Source organism: Solimonas soli DSM 21787 (assembly GCF_000474945.1).
Taxonomy (GTDB): Bacteria; Pseudomonadota; Gammaproteobacteria; order Nevskiales; family Nevskiaceae; genus Solimonas; species Solimonas soli.
Window position 1 is genome coordinate 76110 of the sequence record NZ_AXDW01000007.1, and the last position, 16621, is coordinate 92730.

The window sequence follows — 16621 nt, forward strand, 5'->3', positions numbered from 1 at the left end:
TCCGCTATTGTCACGGCTCTGCTGCAACATGCAAGTCTCGCACCTCCATCGGTCAATTGAACGTGCGGAACGCAGCAAACGGCAATCGGCCGCGCGTCCCGCAAAACGGCGAAGGTCTGGTCCGCCACTTGCGTGTGAAATCCGGCGTCACGGATGGCGCGCGAGCGGACGCTCCATGCAGGGCATCGGACCGGGCGGCAGGCATGCAAGGGCGCGTGGCTGCGGCCTCGCGCTGACCGTTCTCCTGCACGCCGCGATCATCGCCCTGCTGTGGCTGCGCGCGCCGCCGGCCCACGTCGAGCGGCCCGCCGCCGCGCCGGCGCTCGTCATGCTGGCGCTGCCCAGCGCGATCGAGCAGCGGGCCGTGGCGCCCGCCGCCGCGCGGGCACCCGCACCGCGGCCGCGGCGCACGCCCAGGCGCCCGGCGCCGTCGGTCGCCGCCGCGCAGGCGCCCGTGCAGGTGCCCCCGCCGCCGGCGGAGACCGCGGCGCTTCCCTCGCCTGCGGCCGGCGCCGCGCCGCAGCCCGCCGCGGCGGCGCCGGCAAGCGCCGTGCCGGACACGCCGCCGCCGATCGAGTATCTGCGCCGCATCTCGCGCCTGATCAGCCTCGCCCAGCACTACCCCTGGAATGCGCGCCAGTACGGCCACCAGGGCGATGTCGTCGTGCGCATGCACCTGTCGCGGGACGGCACGGTGCGCAGCGTCACGCTGATCCGCAGCAGCGGCCACGATTCGCTCGACGCCGAGGCGCGCGACGTGATCTGGCGCATCGGCAGGTTCCCGCCCTTTCCGTTCGACTACCTGCCGCGCGTCGCCGAGTTCGACATCGACCAGCCGGTGACCTTCCGGACTTACCTCAACTGAGGTCTAGGAGCGTGGGCGGTAGAAACGCGCGCGGCTGCGGCTTCGCCTTTTCGGCCATCTTCGGCGCCGATTTCGGGCCAAGAGTCCCTGCCATTGCCCCAGAATCGCCATCCGAACCTGTCTCGAAACGGCTTTGCCTCGCCTGCACGGTTCCTGCCGCCCACGCTCCTAGCGGAAACGGCGCGGCGCGTAGGCCGCGTCCGGCCTGCCCTGGTTGCGCGCCGCGGCGATGCGCTGGTTCGTCTTGCCGATGATGCGCCGCTGCCAGCGCCGTTCGAGCGCCAGCGTGCGCGACTCGGAGACCGACCAGCCGCCCTGCAGCAGGAACTTGCCGGCGGCGAGCGCGTCCGGCGAACGCGTCGCGAACTCGGCGGCGAGCGTGCGCGCGGCGGCCACCGGGTCGTCGGCGAGATGCGTGACCAGGCCCAGCGCCTGCGCCTCGCTGCCGCGCAGCACGCGCGCCGTATAGGTCAGCTCGCGGGCGATATCGATCGGCAGCAGCTCGCGCAGCAACGCAATGCCGCCCATGTCGGGAACCAGGCCCCACTTGCCCTCCATGATCGACAGCGCGGCATCGCCGCGCGCGATGCGGATGTCGGCGGCGAGCGCCAGCTGCATGCCGGCGCCGAAGCAGTTGCCGTGCACGGCGGCGATCACCGGAAACGGCATGTCGCGCCAGCCGAGGCCGAAGCGCTGGAAGGCATTCCTGAACGGCAGCCACAGTTGCAGGTAGAGGCGCGCCGCGATGGAGGGCTTGCCGAGCATCGCCTTGACGTCGAGGCCGGCGCAGAACGAAGGACCGTCGCCGCGCACGATCGCCGCGCGCACGTCGCGGCGCCGGCGCAGCGCGCGCTGCGCGGCGAGCATGGCCTTGAGCATCGGCTCGTCCATGCCGTTGTGGCGGTCGGTGCGGATCATCACCACGTCGGCGATGCCGTTTTCGACCGTCACGCGCACACGCGCCTGGAATTCCTCTTGCATGATTGGCCTCGAAAGGATTGCGCAACCGGCGAAAGCTTACTTCAGCTCCGCCGAGCTCTTGCCGAGCAGACGGCGCGCGATGATCAGCAGCTGGATTTGCTGCGTGCCTTCGAAGATGTCGAGGATCATGGCATCGCGCGCCCACTTCTCGAGCAGTTCGTGCTGGCCGTAGCCGGCGCTGCCGCACAGCTCGACGCACTTGAGCGCGATGTCGACGCAGGCACGGCCGGCCTTGGCCTGGCTGGCCTGCAGCGAGTTCGGCTTGCGGTCGTCGGCCATCCACGCCGCCTGCATGGTCAGCAGGCGCGCGGCCTCGTAATCGGCTTCGAGCTTCAGCAGTTCGGCGGCGGCCGCCTGCTGCGCGTATGCGGGCCGGTCATGGTCGACGTCGACGCCGGCTTCCTTCAGCAGGCGCTGCGTCTCCTCGATGCAGGCGCGCGCCAGGCCGACGGCCATTGCCGCGACCGGCGGCCGCGTGTTGTCGAAGGTCTGCATGACGCCGGCAAAGCCCCCCGACGAATGATGGGCGACATTGATCGTCGGCTCGCCGAGCAGATTTTCCCTGGGCACGCGGCAGTCGCGCAGCGCGAATTGCGCGGTATCCGAGGCGCGGATGCCGAGCTTGTGTTCGAGGCGCACCAGCTCGAAGCCCGGCGTGCCCTTCTCGACGACCAAGGACTTGATCGCCGCGCGGCCGGCGTTGCGGTCGAGCGTCGCCCACACCACCACCAGCTCGGCGCGCGCCGGTGGTGACGAAGATCTTGTCGCCGTTCAGCACGTAGTGATCGCCGTCGAGGCGCGCCGTGGTACGGATCGCCGCCGAATCGGAGCCGGCATGCGGCTCGGTGATCGCCATTGCCGCCCACTTGCCGGCGAAGCGCTGCAGCTGCGCCTCGCTGGCGACCGAGGCGATCGCCGCCTTGCCGAGACCCTGGCGCGGCATCGACAGCAGAAAGCCGACATCGCCCAGCACAGTTCCATGGCGCCGAGCGCGGTCGACAGATTGCTGCCCTTGCGATTGCCCTCGTCCGGGCCGCTGTCGCGACGCACGGCGGCGGCGGCACCGCTCGCGTTCATGCCGCCGAGCAGCGCGCCGAGCATGTCGAGCTCCTTCGGATACTCGTGCTCGGCGCGATCGTAGCGACGCGAGTTCGGCCGGAAGATTGCCGTCGCGCTCGGCGCGAGGCAGGCGACGGCCAGGCTGAGGTCACCGTGGGCGAGCGCTTCCGCGACCAGCACGTTGGTCACGGCCGAGCGTTCGGCGCCGACGCCACCCAGTTCTTCGGGAATGCCGAGCGCCGCCAGGCCCAGCTCGGCGACGCCCTTGAGCAGCGCCTCCGGTGCGGCGCCGGCGCGGTCCGCCGCGGCGGCGGCCGGGCGCAGCTCCTGGTCGGCGAGATGGCGCGCCGCTTCGCGCAGCATCTGCTGCTCGTCGCCCGGCGTGAGATCGAAGAGCGCCGGCGAGGCGCGCGGGCCGGCCGAGCCGCTGCGCGGCCTTGAACGTGCGGCCGGCGGCAGCGGCGCCGCGGAAGCCGAGGCGCGCGCCGTGGTAGAGCGCCTGCTCGGCCGGCTTGCGCAGGCGCAGGCGTCGAGCAGCGGCGATCCGGCGACGCGATTGACCGCGCGCAGGCCCAGGCCCATGGCGCGTGTGAAGACACTCATCGCCGCCTCCCGTGATTGTCGTTTCGGTGCGCGGCGCGGCGGCGGGGACTTACTTCTCGAGCAGGGCGTCGCGCGTGTTCTCGAGGAAGATGTCGACCAGGCGCGTGAACTTGCCCTGGATGAAGGGCGGCGCGAGCAGGCGGTACATCAGCGGCACCGGCACGTCGCGCAGCTTGCCCTTCACATCGAACACCAGCTTGGTCTTCTTGCCCTGGTCGAGCACCTGGAAGCGGCCCTCGATCGTCGCGTTGCCGTAGTCCGGCAGCGGCTTCCAGCTCAGCTCGCCGCGCTTGGTATTGACGCTGTACTGCGCGGCGTAGCTGACTTCGTGGGCGATGTTGGCGGCCTTGGAGCCGATCGTCGACATCTCCCACAGATAAGCGTTGTTGCCGACCTTGGTGAGCTTGCGCAGCTTCGGAAAGCGGCGGATGGTCCCCTCCAGATCGTCGAGCAGCGGCGCGACCTGCGCGTATGGCGCCTCGACCTCCACGCTGCGCTCGATCTTGATATCCACGTTCATCGTTGACGCGTCCAGTGTGTCTTCTTGGTGTGGACGCAGGATCGCACCGGCGATACCGGGCTCGCTTTGGCTGCCCGGCGACGCAATCCGGCGCTCGGGTCAATGCGGCCTGTGCAGAGTGGCGCCGCGGGCGACGCCGCTAGAAGCGCAGTTCGCCGCGGCCGATCGCCGCATACAGCGTGCTGTCGAGCGGCTCGTAGCCGCGCGCGCGATCGCGCAGCACGTACAGCGGCTCGCCGACGCGGAGCGGATCGAAGGCTTCCTGCTTGAGTTCCAGCTTGCGGAACTTGAAGGTCGCCGTGGTCTCCTGCTGCGCGCGCAGGCGCACGAACAGCGGCACCGCATAGGCCGGCAGCGCCGCGCACAGATGCCGCGCCAGCGCCGCGCCGTCGAACTCGCCGTCCAGCGTCAGCGCCGCCATGCCGGCGCGGCCATCGCTGTCCGGCAGCTGCACGCCATAGACGACGGCCTCGGCGACGCCGGGAAACTGGTTCAGCACGGCCTCGACCTCGGTGGTCGCCACGTTCTCGCCCTTCCAGCGGAAGGTGTCGCCGACCCGGTCGACGAACTGGATGTGCGCGAAGCCCTGGTCGCGCACCAGATCACCGCTGTTGAACCAGCAGTCGCCGCGCTTGAAGACATCGCGCAGCAGCTTGGCCTCGCTGGCTTTCTTGTCGGTGTAGCCGTCGAACGGCGCGCGCTCGGTGACTTCGGTGATCAGCAGGCCGACGCCACCCCTGGCGACGCGCGACATGAAGCCGTCGGCGCCGCGCCGCGGCGCTTCCGCCGCGGCATCGAATTCGACGATCGCGAACGGCAGCGGACAGAAGCCGGCGGTGCGCGCGAGGCCGAAACCGTTGACGAAGGCGAGATTGGCTTCGGACGCGCCGTAGAACTCGCAGATGCGTTCGATGCCGAAGCGCTGCTGGAAGGCGTCCCACAGCTCGGCGCGCAGGCCGTTGCCGATCACCACGCGCACGCGGTGCTGGCGATCGCCCGGCTTCGGCGGCTGGTTGAGCAGGTAGCGGCACAGCTCGCCGATGTAGCAGAAGGCGGTCGCGTCGTAGCGGCGGATCTCGTCCCAGAAGCGCGAGGCGCTGAACTTGCGGCCGAGCGCCAGCGCGGCGCCGGCGCCGAGCGTCGTGCTCCACGACACGGTCAGCGCATTGTTGTGATAGAGCGGCAGCGGGCAGTACAGCACGTCGTCGCGGCGCAGGCGCACGGCCAGCTGGCCCATGCCGGCAAGGCTGCGCATCCAGCGGTAGTGCGTCATGCGCGAGGCTTTCGGCAGGCCGGTGGTGCCCGAGGTGAAGATGTAGAAGCAGGGATCGCCCAGCGTCACCTGCGCCGTCTCCGGCAGCGCCGCGGCGGACGCCGTCGCGCTTTCCTCGCGCAGCCGCCCGTAGCCGGCCGGCGCCGCGCCCTCGCCGTCCCACCACAGCTGCACCGTGTGTGCACCGCGCACGCCGTAGCCGGCGCTGTCGAGCGCGCCGACGCATTCCTCGCCGACGACGATGGCCCTGGCCTGGGTGATCTTGATGCTGTGCGCCAGAACCTCGCCGCGCTGGTTCGGATTGAGCATCGCCGCCACCGCGCCGAGCTTGACGGCGGCCAGCGCGCAGGCGAGCGCCTCGGGGCGGTTCTCGAACAGCAGGGAGACGACTTCGCCGCGCTTCAGGCCGCGCGCCTTCAGCACGTGGGCGATGCGATTGGCCCAGGCGTTGAACTCCGCGTAGGTCCAGCTGCGTTCCTCGAAGCGCAGCGCGACGCGCTGCGGCTGCGTCGCCGCGAGTTGCTCGTAGCGCCGGCCGATCGACAGCGGCGTCGTCGGCTTGAAGCGGATCAGGTTCCACAGGCCGCGTTGCGTGCTCGCGAAATCGGGCAGGGTCGACACCATGCCGCGCAGCAGGTCGCGAAAGTGCACGCGATCGTCACTCATGGAACTCCTCCGCATCAGGCCGGCCACTTTCGGCAGCGGCCGGTCCGGCAGCAAGCGCCGCGGCGCCAGCGCTCACTGTCCTGCGAGCGGTGCCGCGCTGCCGCGCGCGACGCCGAGGAAGTGCTCGAGCGTGCGCGGCGGAATCTGCGCGACGTCGACGAAGACCAGACCATCGAGCGTGCCGCCGAAGCTGTCGTCGACATTGAAGCCGGCGAAGCGGCCGTTGAGTTCGAGATAGTGGCGCAGCAGGACCGGCAGGCCGGGCCCGCGCCCGACGCGCGCGATCACGCGCGACAGCAGCTTGGGATCGGCGAGCGCCGACACCACGTTGCGCTGCGCCGCCGGCTGCGGCCGCTGCGGCAGCGGATGCAGTGCCTCGATCAGCGCGGCGAGTGCCGGATCGGCGTGATGCGTGCTCAGCGTCTCGGCAATCAGGCGCCGCGCCGCCGCGCTGTAGCTCGGGCTGATGCTGACCGGCCCGAACAGGTAGCGGATCTCGGGCCGCCGCGCGAGCACGGCGGCGATGCCGCCCCACAACAGGCGCAGCGGCTGGAAGCTGCGCTGCCAGGCCGGCGCGACGAAGGAGCGGCCGAGCTCGATCGCCGGGCCGGTCTGCGCGAACAGGCGCGTGTCGTAGCGGAACAGGCTGCGCGTGTAGAAGCCGTCGACGCCGTATTGCGCGACGATCGCCTCGCTGAAGCCGAAGCGGTAGGCGCCGACGATCTCGCGCCGCCCGGGATGCCAGAGGAACAGGTGTTCGTAGTGGGCGTCGTAGCGATCGAGATCGCGCGCCAGGCCACTGCCTTCCTGCAGCGCGCGGAAGCTCTCCTCGCGCAGGCGGCCGATCTCGGCGAGCAGCCGCGGCATGCGCGGCGACGGCGCCAGATACAGCTCGAACTCGCCGGCTTCGAGCAGCCTGCAGTCGCCGAGACGCGCCACCTCGGCCGCCAGCTCCGCCGGCTCGGCGCGCGGCGCCAGCGGCGCCAGGGCGCGCCCGGCACCCGCCGCCTCGGCGCGCTGGCCGTCGACACCGAGCGTGTAGGTCAGCAGGCGCAGGTAATCGGTTTGCGCGTTCTCGGCGATGCGCGCCAGCTCGCGCGGTTCGACCGGTTCGCCGAGGCGCAGGCCCAGCGTGCGGCCGCGCAGGGCGAGCAGATCGCGCGCCAGCAGCGCGGTGCGCAGGCGCGTGTTGACGACGCCGGCGGCCAGCGAGCGCAGGCGCGGCCGGCCCTCGACGAACAGCGGCAGCACGCGCGCGCCGCTGCGCCGCGCCAGCACCGCCACGGTCGGCGACCAGGGCGGATCGCTGACCTGTCGCGCGCTCCAGTCGACGCGGCTGACCTCGCCGGCGGGGAACACGATCAGCACGCCGCCGTCGTTCAGATGGCGCAGGGCGCTGCGGATGCTGGCGCCGTTGACGCCGCTCTTGAAGACGTCGACCGGAACCACCAGCGGCGCCAGCTCCGGCAGGGTCTGCAGCAGTGTGTTGGCGAGCAGGCGCACGTCGCGACGACGACGCAGGAAGAGGTCGGCGAGCGCGAGGCCCTCGGCGGCGCCGTAGGGATGGTTGGCGACGACCAGCAACGGTCCTTCGGCCGGGATGTCCTCGAGCCGTCCGGCCCTGAGCCGGTAGTCGATGCCGAGCGCGTCGAGCGCGTAGCGCACGAAGTCCGGCGGCGGCATCGCCGTCGGGCGTCGCCGATAGTGGCTTTCCAGCTCGCGAAAGCCGATCGCCGCATCGGCGAGCGCTGCAGCCCAAGCCAGGCCGCGCGTGCGCGGCAGCCCGATCGTCACCGCCTCGGCGGCCGATCCCCCGGCGGGGGTACGGGGCGAAGTGTCCATAAGGCACCTCGTGATTCTTGTTCGAATGTGAAAGCAATCGACGCGGATCGCGCCGGATTGGGGCGCGACCTGCACCATACTCGCGCCATTATAGGGGCGCGCCGCCCGGCGAGGCCTTGCCCAGTCCTCGCGAGGTCTTGCATACGCACCGGCTCGCGGCCGGCTTACACTGCGTCGCACCCAGACAGAGAGCGGGCTCGATGTCGAGCGACAAGTCCAGCAGCGAATCACCGCGCGACGCCGTCCTGGCCGCCGTGTTCAAGGCCTATCCGCTCGAGGTTTCGCTGGTCGAGTCGTTCGAATACTGCGGACACTGGTTCGAGAACGAGCCGCCGACGCCGCAAGGCAGCTTCCATCTGATCGACCGCGGCCGCTGCTGGGTGCACAGCGCGCATCTGCGCGAGCCGCTGCAGCTGCAGGCCGGCGATCTGGTCGTGTTTCCGCGCGGCAGCGCGCACACGCTGCAGGCGCGTCGGGCGGACGAAGCGCCGCAGCCCGATCTCTACAGCACGCTGATCTGCGGCGCGTTCCGCTTCAGCTCGGAGCGGCAGAATCCGCTGCTGCGGGCCTTGCCGGAAGCGTTCGTGGTGCGCGCCGACAGCGGCGGCCCGGCCTTCCGCGAGCTGGCCCAGGTGCTGGCGTCCAGCGCCCGCCGCCCGCTGCCCGGCCAGCAGGCGCTGCTCAACAAGCTCGCCGACAGCCTGTTCGTGATGGCGGTCTGCGTCTACGCCGCGCAGGCCGCGGGCGACGGTGCCGGCCTGCTCGCCGCGCTCGCCGATCCGCGCCTGGCCAAGGCTCTCGCGGCCATCCACATGCAGCCCGGCACGGCCTGGCGCGTCGATACCCTGGCCAGGGTCGCCGGCATGTCGCGCACGGCGTTCTCGGTCGAGTTCACGCGCAGGCTCGGCCTGAGTCCGTTCCAGTACCTCACCGAATGCCGCATCGCCGAAGCGCGCCGCCTGCTGGCGGACCGCCGCCTCTCGGTCGCCGCGATCGCCGAACAGCTCGGCTATCAGAGCGAGGCGGCATTCCGGCGCACGTTCAAGCGCATCGAGGGCGTCGGTCCCGGCCAGCTGCGCCGTGCCGCCGCATGAGGCGCGCGACGTTCGCCATGGCATGCCTGACGCTCGGAGCCTGCCTCTCGGCGCCGTATCCGTCGGGCGATCTCGAGCGGCTCTATCCGGATCCGCGGATGCGGCCGCAGCTGCGCACGATCGACGTCGATGGCCACGCGCTGCACTACGCCGAGCGCGTGCAGAGCGGCACGCCGCGCATTCTCTTCGTCCACGGCTCGCCGGGCGACTGGCAGGGTTTCGCCGATTACCTGAAGCGCCCGGAGCTGCAGGCCTATGGCCCGCTGCTGGCGCCCGACCGCCCGGGCTATGGCGGTTCCGATGCGCACACGATCGTGGTCAGCCTCGCCGAGCAGGCGCGGCGCATGGCCGGCCTGCTCGACGGCGACGGCGCGCCGGCGATCGTCGTCGGCCATTCGCTCGGCGGCGCGATCGCCGCACGGCTGGCGATGGACGATCCGCGGCGCGTGCGCGGCCTGCTGCTGCTCGCGCCGTCGGTCGCGCCGGAACTCGAAGCGCCGCGCTGGTATCAACGCGTCGCCGACTGGCGCCTCATGCACTGGCTGCTGCCGCGAGCGCTCGTCGATTCCAACGACGAACTGCTGCCGCTGCAGGGCGAGCTGCGCGCGATGCGGGCCGGCTGGGCGGAACTGCGCATGCCGGTCTACGTCGTGCAGGGCATGCGTGACGCCCTGGTCGATCCGCGCACCGCCGACTTTCTCGAGCAGGCGCTCGCGCACACGCCGCATCGCATCATCCGCTACGCCGACGCCGGGCATCTGCTGCTCTGGCAAGAGCCGGATCGCGTGGTCGCGGCGCTGCAGGATCTGATCCGCGCCAGCGCGCCGGATGCGAACGAACAGCAATGAAGTCCGCGCGCGCGGCGCTATCGGCTGGCGCGGCCGCAGCGTAAGGTAGCCGGGTCAGCCGATGTTCAGCGCGCAGCCATAGAACGCCTGCGAGCATCGCGGAAATTTTGAGTTGCGTATGAGGATTGAGCATGTTCGACCGCCTGCGGCGGCTGATGGACAGCGTTTTCGGCGCCGTGCTCGGCGGCGCCTGCTATGGCAGCTGGGCGACCTTCGCCAACTGGAGCGCCGGCGCGCCGCATGCGCTGCGCATCGGCGTCACCCACTTTGCGATGAGCACCGGCCTGACCCTCAGCGGCGTGATGATCATGAACCGGCTGTTCGCGCTGAGCCGCGCGCCGCGCCTCGGCGCCGCGCTCGCGTTCGGCGGCTCGATGGCGTTCACCTACGCGCTGCTGATCGGCGTGCACGCGCTGATCGGCACGCCGCACATCCTGCTGACCCTGGCGCCGGGTTTCGTGCCGACGCTGTCGTTCTGCACCCTGTATTCCCTGCTGCTGCTGCGCGAGGCGCGCACGGGGCAGCAGGCCGCGCCGGCCAGCGACGAGATCGACGATGAAGCAGCGCCCGTCGTTCGCTGACGTCATCGCCTTCAACGTCGCCGTGGTCGGCCAGGGCCGCGCGCTGGCGCAGTGCTATGCCGGCCGCGACGAGGCTTTCGCCGCCAATGTCGGCCCGCATCTGCGGCACATCATCGAGCACTACGAGGCCTTGCTCGATCGCGAACCGGGCGCGCTCGTCGACTACGATCATCGCGCGCGCGATCGCAGCGTCGAGCGTTCGACGCGGATCGCCATGGCGCGCATCGATGCGCTCGCCGAGAAGCTGCGCGCCCTGCGCGAGCGCGCGCCCGCCGAGCCGGTGTCGGTCGGCTTCTCGATCGGCCTCGACGGCGCCGATTTCTGCGTGAGTCCGTCGAGTCTGGTCCGCGAGCTCAACTTCGTCGCCAGCCACGCCATCCATCACTACGCGATCATCCGGCCGCTGGTGGAAGCCGCCGGCGTCGTGCTGCCCGATGAGTTCGGCAAGGCGCCGGAGACCGTGCGCTACGAACGCTTGCAGTGGACGACCTGAGCGTGACGTCGTGAGCCAGGCGATCGATCTCGCCGCGCAGCCCTACCGCGCACCGCTCACCGAACGCCTGGCCATCCGCTGGGCGCGCATGCGGCGCTGGGAGTTCTGGCCAGCCTGGCTGTTCTACATCCCGGTCATCGCCTGGATTCTCTGGCTCGGCCTGCGCCACCGCAGCCCGACCGCCTTCACCGCCGCCAATCCCGCCTTCGACTCGGGCGGCGTGGTCGGCGAGAGCAAGGCCGTCGCCCTCGGCGCCCTGCAGCAGAACGCGCCCGGGCTCGTCGCCCATTTCGAACTGCTGCCGCTCGGCGAAGCGCTCGAGCTGCGCATCGCCCGCGCGCAGCGCTTCGCGGCGCTCGGCGGCGGCTATCCGGTCGTGCTCAAGCCGGACATCGGCTCGCGCGGCCGCGGCGTCGCCGTGATCCGCGACGAAGCGGCGCTGCGCGCGTATCTGACGCAGGCCAGCGGCGACGTGCTGGTGCAGCGCTACATCGGCGGCGAGGAGTTCGGCCTGTTCGTCTACCGCGAGCCGGGCAGCGGCGCGCCGCGTCTCTATTCGATCACGCACAAATGCTTCCCCAGCGTCACCGGCGACGGCAGGCGGCGGCTGGTCGAGCTGATCGCCGACGACGCGCGGGCGCGGCTGATCGCGCCGCTGCTGTGGCAGCGCTTCGCCGACCGCCTGCAGGAGATTCCGGCGCCGGGCGAGCGCTTCGCGCTGGTCGAGATCGGCGCGCATTGCCGCGGCTCGCTGTTCCTCGACGCCTCGCATCTGGCGAGCGAGGCGCTGCTCGCGGCCGTCGCGCGCGTGTTCGAGGCGATTCCCGGATTTCACTTCGGCCGCCTCGACCTGCGGTGCCCGTCCGAAGCGGCGCTGCGCGAAGGCCGCGAGCTGCGCATCCTCGAGGTCAACGGCGTCACCGCCGAGGCGGCGCACATCTACCACCCCGGCACACCGCTGCGCCGCGGCTATGCCTCGATGTTCCGGCAATGGCGGCTCGCCTTCGCGATCGGCGCCGAAAACGCCGCGCGCGGCGCGACGATCACCGGACCCTTCGAGCTGCTGCACCGCTTCCGTGCCGATCTCGAACGCGGCAAGGCCTGGTCCTGAGCCGCAAGACCGCCTGAACGATCGCGCATGAATCGCGGCGGCGCGCGCGCAGGCAGCGCGCCGTCATCGGCCTACGATGGCGGCATCCCGTCATGGAGCCCGCCATGTTGCGTTCCACTCTCGTGCGCATCTTTGTCGTCCTCGCCTGCGTCGCCAGCGGCGCCGCGCAGGCAGGCCCGCTGATCAACAAATCCCTGTTCGGCGGGCTGGCCCTCGACGGCTACGATGCCGTCGCCTACCAGACCGACCATCAGGCCGTGCCGGGCAAGGCCGAGTACAGCTACCGCTGGCAGGACGCCAGCTGGCGTTTCGCGAGCGCCGATCATCTCAAGCTGTTCAAGGCCGATCCGCAGCGCTACGCGCCCCAGTACGGAGGCTATTGCGCGTACGCGGTCGGCGCCAAGAATGAGCTCGTCGACGTCGACCCCGAGGCGTTCAGCGTCGTCGATGGCAAGCTGTACCTGAACTACTCGAAGGACATCCGCGCGAAGTGGGATGCCGACCGCGCGCATCTGATCGAAGCCGCCGACCGCAACTGGCCGGCATTGAACCGCAAGTGAGGGGAACGGACATGGACTTCATCAAGCGTCACGGCCACGTCGCACCGGCTCTCTTCGTCATCTTCGTCTTCGTGCAGTCGCTGTTCTTCAAGTTCAGCGACTCGCCGGAGACGATCTACATCTTCCAGACCAAGCTCGATCCCTGGGCGGCGAGCCTCGGCTTCCCGGGCCTGTTCGCGCCCGGCGGGCCGTTCAACGCGCACGTCATCGGCAGCGCGGAGCTCCTCGCCTCGCTGCTGCTGCTCGCCGGCACCTTCGTCGCGCGCTGGCGCCTGCTGCAGGCGCTCGGCGCGCTGCTCGGGCTCGCCGTCATCAGCGGCGCGATCTTCTTCCACCTGTTCACGCCGCTCGGCGTCGCCGTCATCAACGCCGACGGCAGCAGCGACGGCGGCGAGCTGTTCACGCTCGCCTGCGGCGTATGGATCTGCAGCGCGATCCTGATCTGGCTGCGCCGCGAACTGCTGCTCGGCCTGCTGCGCCGCCCGCGAATGGCCTGAGCCGCCGCGAGGCGAGAACGACAGAAACGACAAGGCCCGCTCGCGCGGGCCTTGTCGTTTATCGGATTGGCTGGGGGACTAGGACTCGAACCTAGATAAACAGAGTCAGAATCTGTTGTCCTGCCATTAGACGATCCCCCATCCGAAGCGGAAATCGCAGGGCGGCGAGTATACACGCGCCGCCCCCAAATCCAAGCTGAACTTCGATCAGCGCTTGGAGTACTGCGTGCCGCGGCGGGCCTTGTGCAGACCGACCTTCTTGCGCTCGACTTCGCGCGCGTCGCGCGTGACGAGACCGGCGGCGCGCAACGGCGCGCGGAACTCTTCGTCGTACTGGATCAGCGCACGCGTGATGCCGTGGCGGATCGCGCCGGCCTGGCCGTTCGGGCCGCCGCCGGCGACCGTGACCTTGAGGTCGAAACGGCCGACCGAATCGGTCACTTCGAGCGGCTGGCGGACCAGCATGCGCGAGGTTTCGCGGCCGAAGTAGTCTTCGACGCTCTTGTCGTTGATGGTGATCGCGCCGGAGCCCGGCTTGAGGAACACGCGCGCCGCAGCAGTCTTGCGACGGCCCGTGCCGTACTTGTAATCAATGTTCTTGGCCATGGGTAGCGGACCGGATCAGATGTTGAGAGGCTGCGGCTGCTGCGCGGTGTGCGGATGTTCCGCGCCGGCATAGACCTTCAGCTTGCGGAACTGCGCGAAGCCCAGCGGACCGCCCGGCAGCATGCCCTTGACGGCTTTCTCGATCGCGCGCTCCGGCGCCTTCTGCAACAGCTTCTCGAGGGTGATCGACTTGATGCCGCCCGGGTATTCCGAGTGGCTGTAGTAGATCTTGTCCTTGAGCTTGTTGCCGGTCGCCTTCACCTTCTCGGCGTTGATGACGACGATGTAATCGCCGGTATCGACGTGCGGAGTGTATTCCGGCTTGTGCTTGCCGCGCAGGCGGCGAGCCACTTCGGTGGCCAAACGGCCGAGCGTCTTGTCCGTCGCGTCAATCACGTACCAGTCGCGCTTGACGGTCTCGGACTTGGCGAAGATGGTCTTCATGGTCCAGTCCTATCGGTAGTTATAGTTCGGTTCCGGACTGCCCGAAGGCGTTCCTGAACCTCGAAAAGCGCGCGATTGTAAGGGGGTACGGAGACCGGCGCAAGGGCGAGAAGGATCAACGCCGCCATCCCTGGCGCGACCTCATCTCAATGATCAGACCCCTGCCCGGCCGTGTTCGTTTAACTCGGCATGACTTCGAGTCATGCCTCGTCCGGACGAACACTGACCGGGCGTTCGCAGAACATGAGTGCCATTCAAGGCACTCATGTTCTGCTCACCCAAAGTTGATCTTTGCTTCGAGGTTGGTCCGCGAATCGGCGTTGGTCAGCGCCTCGTCGAGCGAGATGGTGCCGGCGCGGTAGAGGCCGAGCAGCGACTGGTCGAAGGTCTGCACGCCCTTGTCCGAGGACTGGTCCATGGCGGCGCGAATCTCGTCGATGCGCTTGTGCAGGATGAGATCCTGGATGAACGGCGTGTTGATCATCACTTCCATCGCGGCGACGCGCCTGCCGTCGGTGCGCCGCACGAGGCGCTGCGAGACGATCGCGCGCAGGGTCAGCGACAGGTCCATGTACAGCTGCTCGCGCAGTTCGTCCGGATACAGGTTCACGATGCGCTGCAGCGCCTGGTAGGCGTTGTTGGCGTGCAGCGTCGAGATCGCCAGATGGCCGGTGTTGGCGAGCTGGATGCAGGCATCCATGGTCTCGCGCGTGCGCACCTCGCCGACGAGGATGACGTCCGGCGCCTCGCGCAGCGCACTCTTCAGGGCACGCTCGTAGCTGACGGTGTCCTGGCCGACTTCGCGCTGGTTGACGATGCTGCGCTGGTTGGGATGGATGAACTCGATCGGATCCTCGATCGTCAGGATGTGGCCCGATTGCGTGGCGTTGCGGTGATTGATCATCGCCGCCAGCGTCGTCGACTTGCCCGAGCCGGTGGCGCCCACCATGAGGATCAGGCCGCGCTTCTGCGCGATCAGGTCCTTGAGCACCGCCGGCATGCCGGGAATGCCGTCGAGCGTCGGCACCTGCGAGCGCACGTAACGCATCACCATGCCGAGCGCGCCGCGCTGGTGGAAGATGTTGACGCGGAAGCGTCCGAGACCGCCGGCCTCGGTGGCCAGATCGATCTCCAGGTTCTGATCGAGCCAGGCCTGCTGATCCGGCGAGAGGATGCTGTGCGCCAGCTCGCGGATGAACTCGCGCGTCAGCGGCGTCTTGCCGATCGGATAGAGCTCACCCTCCACCTTGATCTGCGCCGGCGCGTTGGCCGTGAAGAACAGGTCCGAGCCGTCTTTTTCGACGCACAGTTTCAGGTACGGCAGGATTTTCAGCATGCCTGGATGTCCCCGCGGCGTTTTTCCGGGTACGGCTGGTCGTGATGCGGTGTCGCGTCGCGTCAGCGCCGCATCACCGTCGCGCTGTCGTCCTCGCGCATGCGCATTCTCTTCACGCCCTCGTCCTCGAGCAGACTGGCGCGCGCGCGCGTCGACTCGAGCTTGATGCGCAGGCGCAGCTCGTTCTGCGAGTCGGCGTTGCGGATCGCCTCGTCGTAGCCGATGGTGCCGGCCTCGAACAGTTCGAACAGGTACTGGTCGAAGGTGATCATGCCCTGCTCGTTCGAGCGCGCCATCACTTCCTTGATGCCGGCGACCTCGCCCTTGAAGATCATGTCGGCGATCAGCGGCGAGTTGATCAGGATCTCCATCGCCGCCGTGCGGCCGCCGCCTTCCTTGCGCACGAGGCGCTGCGAGATGATGGCCTTGAGATTCAGCGACAGGTCCATGAGCAGCTGCTCGCGCTTCTCCTCGGGGAAGAAGTTGATGACGCGATCGAGCGCCTGATTCGCCGAGTTGGCGTGCAGCGTGGCCAGCACCAGATGCCCGGTTTCGGCGAAGTTCACCGCGTATTCCATGCCTTCGCGGGTGCGGATTTCGCCGATCAGGATGACGTCCGGCGCCTGGCGCAGCGTGTTCTTCAGCGCCGCCTCCCAGGAGAAGGTGTCGGTGCCGACTTCGCGCTGCGTGATCATGCAGCCTAGATGCGGGTGCACGTATTCGATCGGGTCCTCGATGGTGACGATGTGGCCGCGCGAGTTCTGGTTGCGGTGGCCGACCATCGCCGCCAGCGAGGTCGACTTGCCCGAGCCGGTCGCGCCGACCATCAGCACGAGGCCGCGCTTCTCCATCACGATCTTCTTCATCTGCTCGGGCAGGCCGAGCTGCTCGAAGGTCGGGATCTCGGTGGTGATCGTGCGCAGCACGCCGCCGACGCGGCCCTGCTGCACGAAGGCGTTGACGCGGAAGCGGCCGATGCCCGGCGGCGCGATCGCGAAATTGCACTCGTTGCTGGCCTCGAACTCCTTGATCTGGCGATCGTTCATCAGCGAACGCACGATCATCGCCGAGGCTTCGCCGGGCAGCGCCTTTTCCATCACCGGCGTCATCTGCCCGTCGAGCTTGATCGCCGGCGGAAAGCCGGCGGTGATGAAGAGATCCGAGGCGCCCTTCTGCTTCATCAGCGCCAGCAGCTGCTGCACGAGCTTGATCGCCTGTTCGCGGTCCATGTCTTATCTTTCC

Annotated in this window: 16 protein-coding genes, 1 tRNA gene and 2 pseudogenes; 8 read left to right on the forward strand and 11 right to left on the reverse strand. The window is 69.4% G+C overall.

Annotated features, from left to right (window positions below):
* The first annotated feature begins 175 nt into the window (after positions 1-175).
* Positions 176-865 (forward strand): energy transducer TonB, encoded by a 690-nt coding sequence (locus K344_RS22855; protein ID WP_028079688.1) that lies wholly within the window; start codon positions 176-178, stop codon positions 863-865.
* Positions 866-1033: 168 nt separating this feature from the next.
* On the opposite strand, the gene K344_RS0104705 is transcribed toward K344_RS22855, so the two are convergent.
* From K344_RS0104705 to K344_RS0104725, 6 genes and pseudogenes are all read right to left on the reverse strand, one after another.
* Positions 1034-1846 carry a crotonase/enoyl-CoA hydratase family protein gene (locus K344_RS0104705; RefSeq protein WP_028079689.1) on the reverse strand — a complete coding sequence of 271 codons (813 nt, stop codon included), beginning with the start codon at positions 1844-1846 and terminating at the stop codon, positions 1034-1036.
* Between the two features lie 36 nt (positions 1847-1882).
* Positions 1883-3046 (reverse strand): annotated as a pseudogene (locus K344_RS24905) (acyl-CoA dehydrogenase family protein).
* A gap of 30 nt (positions 3047-3076) precedes the next feature.
* A pseudogene (locus K344_RS24910) lies at positions 3077-3508 on the reverse strand (acyl-CoA dehydrogenase family protein); the annotation flags it as partial.
* A gap of 49 nt (positions 3509-3557) precedes the next feature.
* Complete coding sequence (locus K344_RS0104715; RefSeq protein WP_028079690.1) at positions 3558-4028, reverse strand: SRPBCC family protein; 471 nt, start codon at positions 4026-4028, stop codon at positions 3558-3560.
* A 139-nt stretch (positions 4029-4167) separates the two neighbouring features.
* Complete coding sequence (locus tag K344_RS0104720) at positions 4168-5967, reverse strand: long-chain-acyl-CoA synthetase (RefSeq protein WP_028079691.1); 1800 nt, start codon at positions 5965-5967, stop codon at positions 4168-4170.
* A 72-nt stretch (positions 5968-6039) separates the two neighbouring features.
* On the reverse strand, positions 6040-7809 hold the full coding sequence (locus K344_RS0104725; RefSeq protein WP_043113821.1) for a bifunctional lysophospholipid acyltransferase family protein/GNAT family N-acetyltransferase: 1770 nt from the start codon (positions 7807-7809) through the stop codon (positions 6040-6042).
* Between the two features lie 200 nt (positions 7810-8009).
* Here K344_RS0104725 and K344_RS0104730 point away from each other — a divergent pair, with 200 nt between their 5' ends.
* The 7 genes from K344_RS0104730 to K344_RS0104760 all read left to right on the forward strand — a co-directional run bounded on the left by K344_RS0104730 (position 8010) and on the right by K344_RS0104760 (position 12993).
* Complete coding sequence (locus K344_RS0104730) at positions 8010-8903, forward strand: AraC family transcriptional regulator (protein ID WP_028079693.1); 894 nt, start codon at positions 8010-8012, stop codon at positions 8901-8903.
* A gap of 17 nt (positions 8904-8920) precedes the next feature.
* Positions 8921-9751 carry an alpha/beta fold hydrolase gene (locus K344_RS22860; protein WP_169729246.1) on the forward strand — a complete coding sequence of 277 codons (831 nt, stop codon included), beginning with the start codon at positions 8921-8923 and terminating at the stop codon, positions 9749-9751.
* A 131-nt stretch (positions 9752-9882) separates the two neighbouring features.
* A complete protein-coding gene (locus tag K344_RS20285; protein WP_051361907.1) occupies positions 9883-10332 on the forward strand; it encodes a hypothetical protein in 450 nt (149 codons plus the stop codon).
* Positions 10307-10825, forward strand: coding sequence for a hypothetical protein (locus K344_RS20290; RefSeq protein ID WP_051361908.1), 519 nt, complete (start codon positions 10307-10309; stop codon positions 10823-10825). The genes K344_RS20285 and K344_RS20290 overlap by 26 nt, the downstream gene beginning before the upstream one ends.
* A 10-nt stretch (positions 10826-10835) precedes the next feature.
* A complete protein-coding gene (locus tag K344_RS0104750) occupies positions 10836-11936 on the forward strand; it encodes a D-alanine--D-alanine ligase family protein (RefSeq protein WP_028079694.1) in 1101 nt (366 codons plus the stop codon).
* A 104-nt stretch (positions 11937-12040) separates the two neighbouring features.
* Positions 12041-12496 (forward strand): YHS domain-containing (seleno)protein, encoded by a 456-nt coding sequence (locus K344_RS0104755; protein ID WP_028079695.1) that lies wholly within the window; start codon positions 12041-12043, stop codon positions 12494-12496.
* Positions 12497-12507: 11 nt separating this feature from the next.
* Positions 12508-12993 carry a hypothetical protein gene (locus K344_RS0104760; protein ID WP_028079696.1) on the forward strand — a complete coding sequence of 162 codons (486 nt, stop codon included), beginning with the start codon at positions 12508-12510 and terminating at the stop codon, positions 12991-12993.
* 67 nt (positions 12994-13060) lie between these two features.
* Here the strand turns inward: K344_RS0104760 and K344_RS0104765 are convergent.
* The 5 genes from K344_RS0104765 to K344_RS0104785 form a co-directional block, all read right to left on the reverse strand.
* Positions 13061-13134 (reverse strand) — tRNA-Gln (locus tag K344_RS0104765).
* 66 nt (positions 13135-13200) lie between these two features.
* The gene (gene rpsI, locus K344_RS0104770; RefSeq protein WP_028079697.1) at positions 13201-13599 is read right to left on the reverse strand and encodes a 30S ribosomal protein S9; all 399 of its coding nucleotides are present in this window, start codon (positions 13597-13599) and stop codon (positions 13201-13203) included.
* A gap of 15 nt (positions 13600-13614) precedes the next feature.
* Positions 13615-14043: a 50S ribosomal protein L13 gene (rplM, locus tag K344_RS0104775; RefSeq protein WP_028079698.1), complete on the reverse strand. Its 429-nt coding sequence runs from the start codon at positions 14041-14043 to the stop codon at positions 13615-13617.
* 274 nt (positions 14044-14317) lie between these two features.
* A complete protein-coding gene (locus tag K344_RS0104780; RefSeq protein WP_043113822.1) occupies positions 14318-15379 on the reverse strand; it encodes a PilT/PilU family type 4a pilus ATPase in 1062 nt (353 codons plus the stop codon).
* Positions 15380-15441: 62 nt separating this feature from the next.
* A complete protein-coding gene (locus K344_RS0104785; protein ID WP_028079700.1) occupies positions 15442-16608 on the reverse strand; it encodes a PilT/PilU family type 4a pilus ATPase in 1167 nt (388 codons plus the stop codon).
* Positions 16609-16621 lie beyond the last annotated feature (13 nt).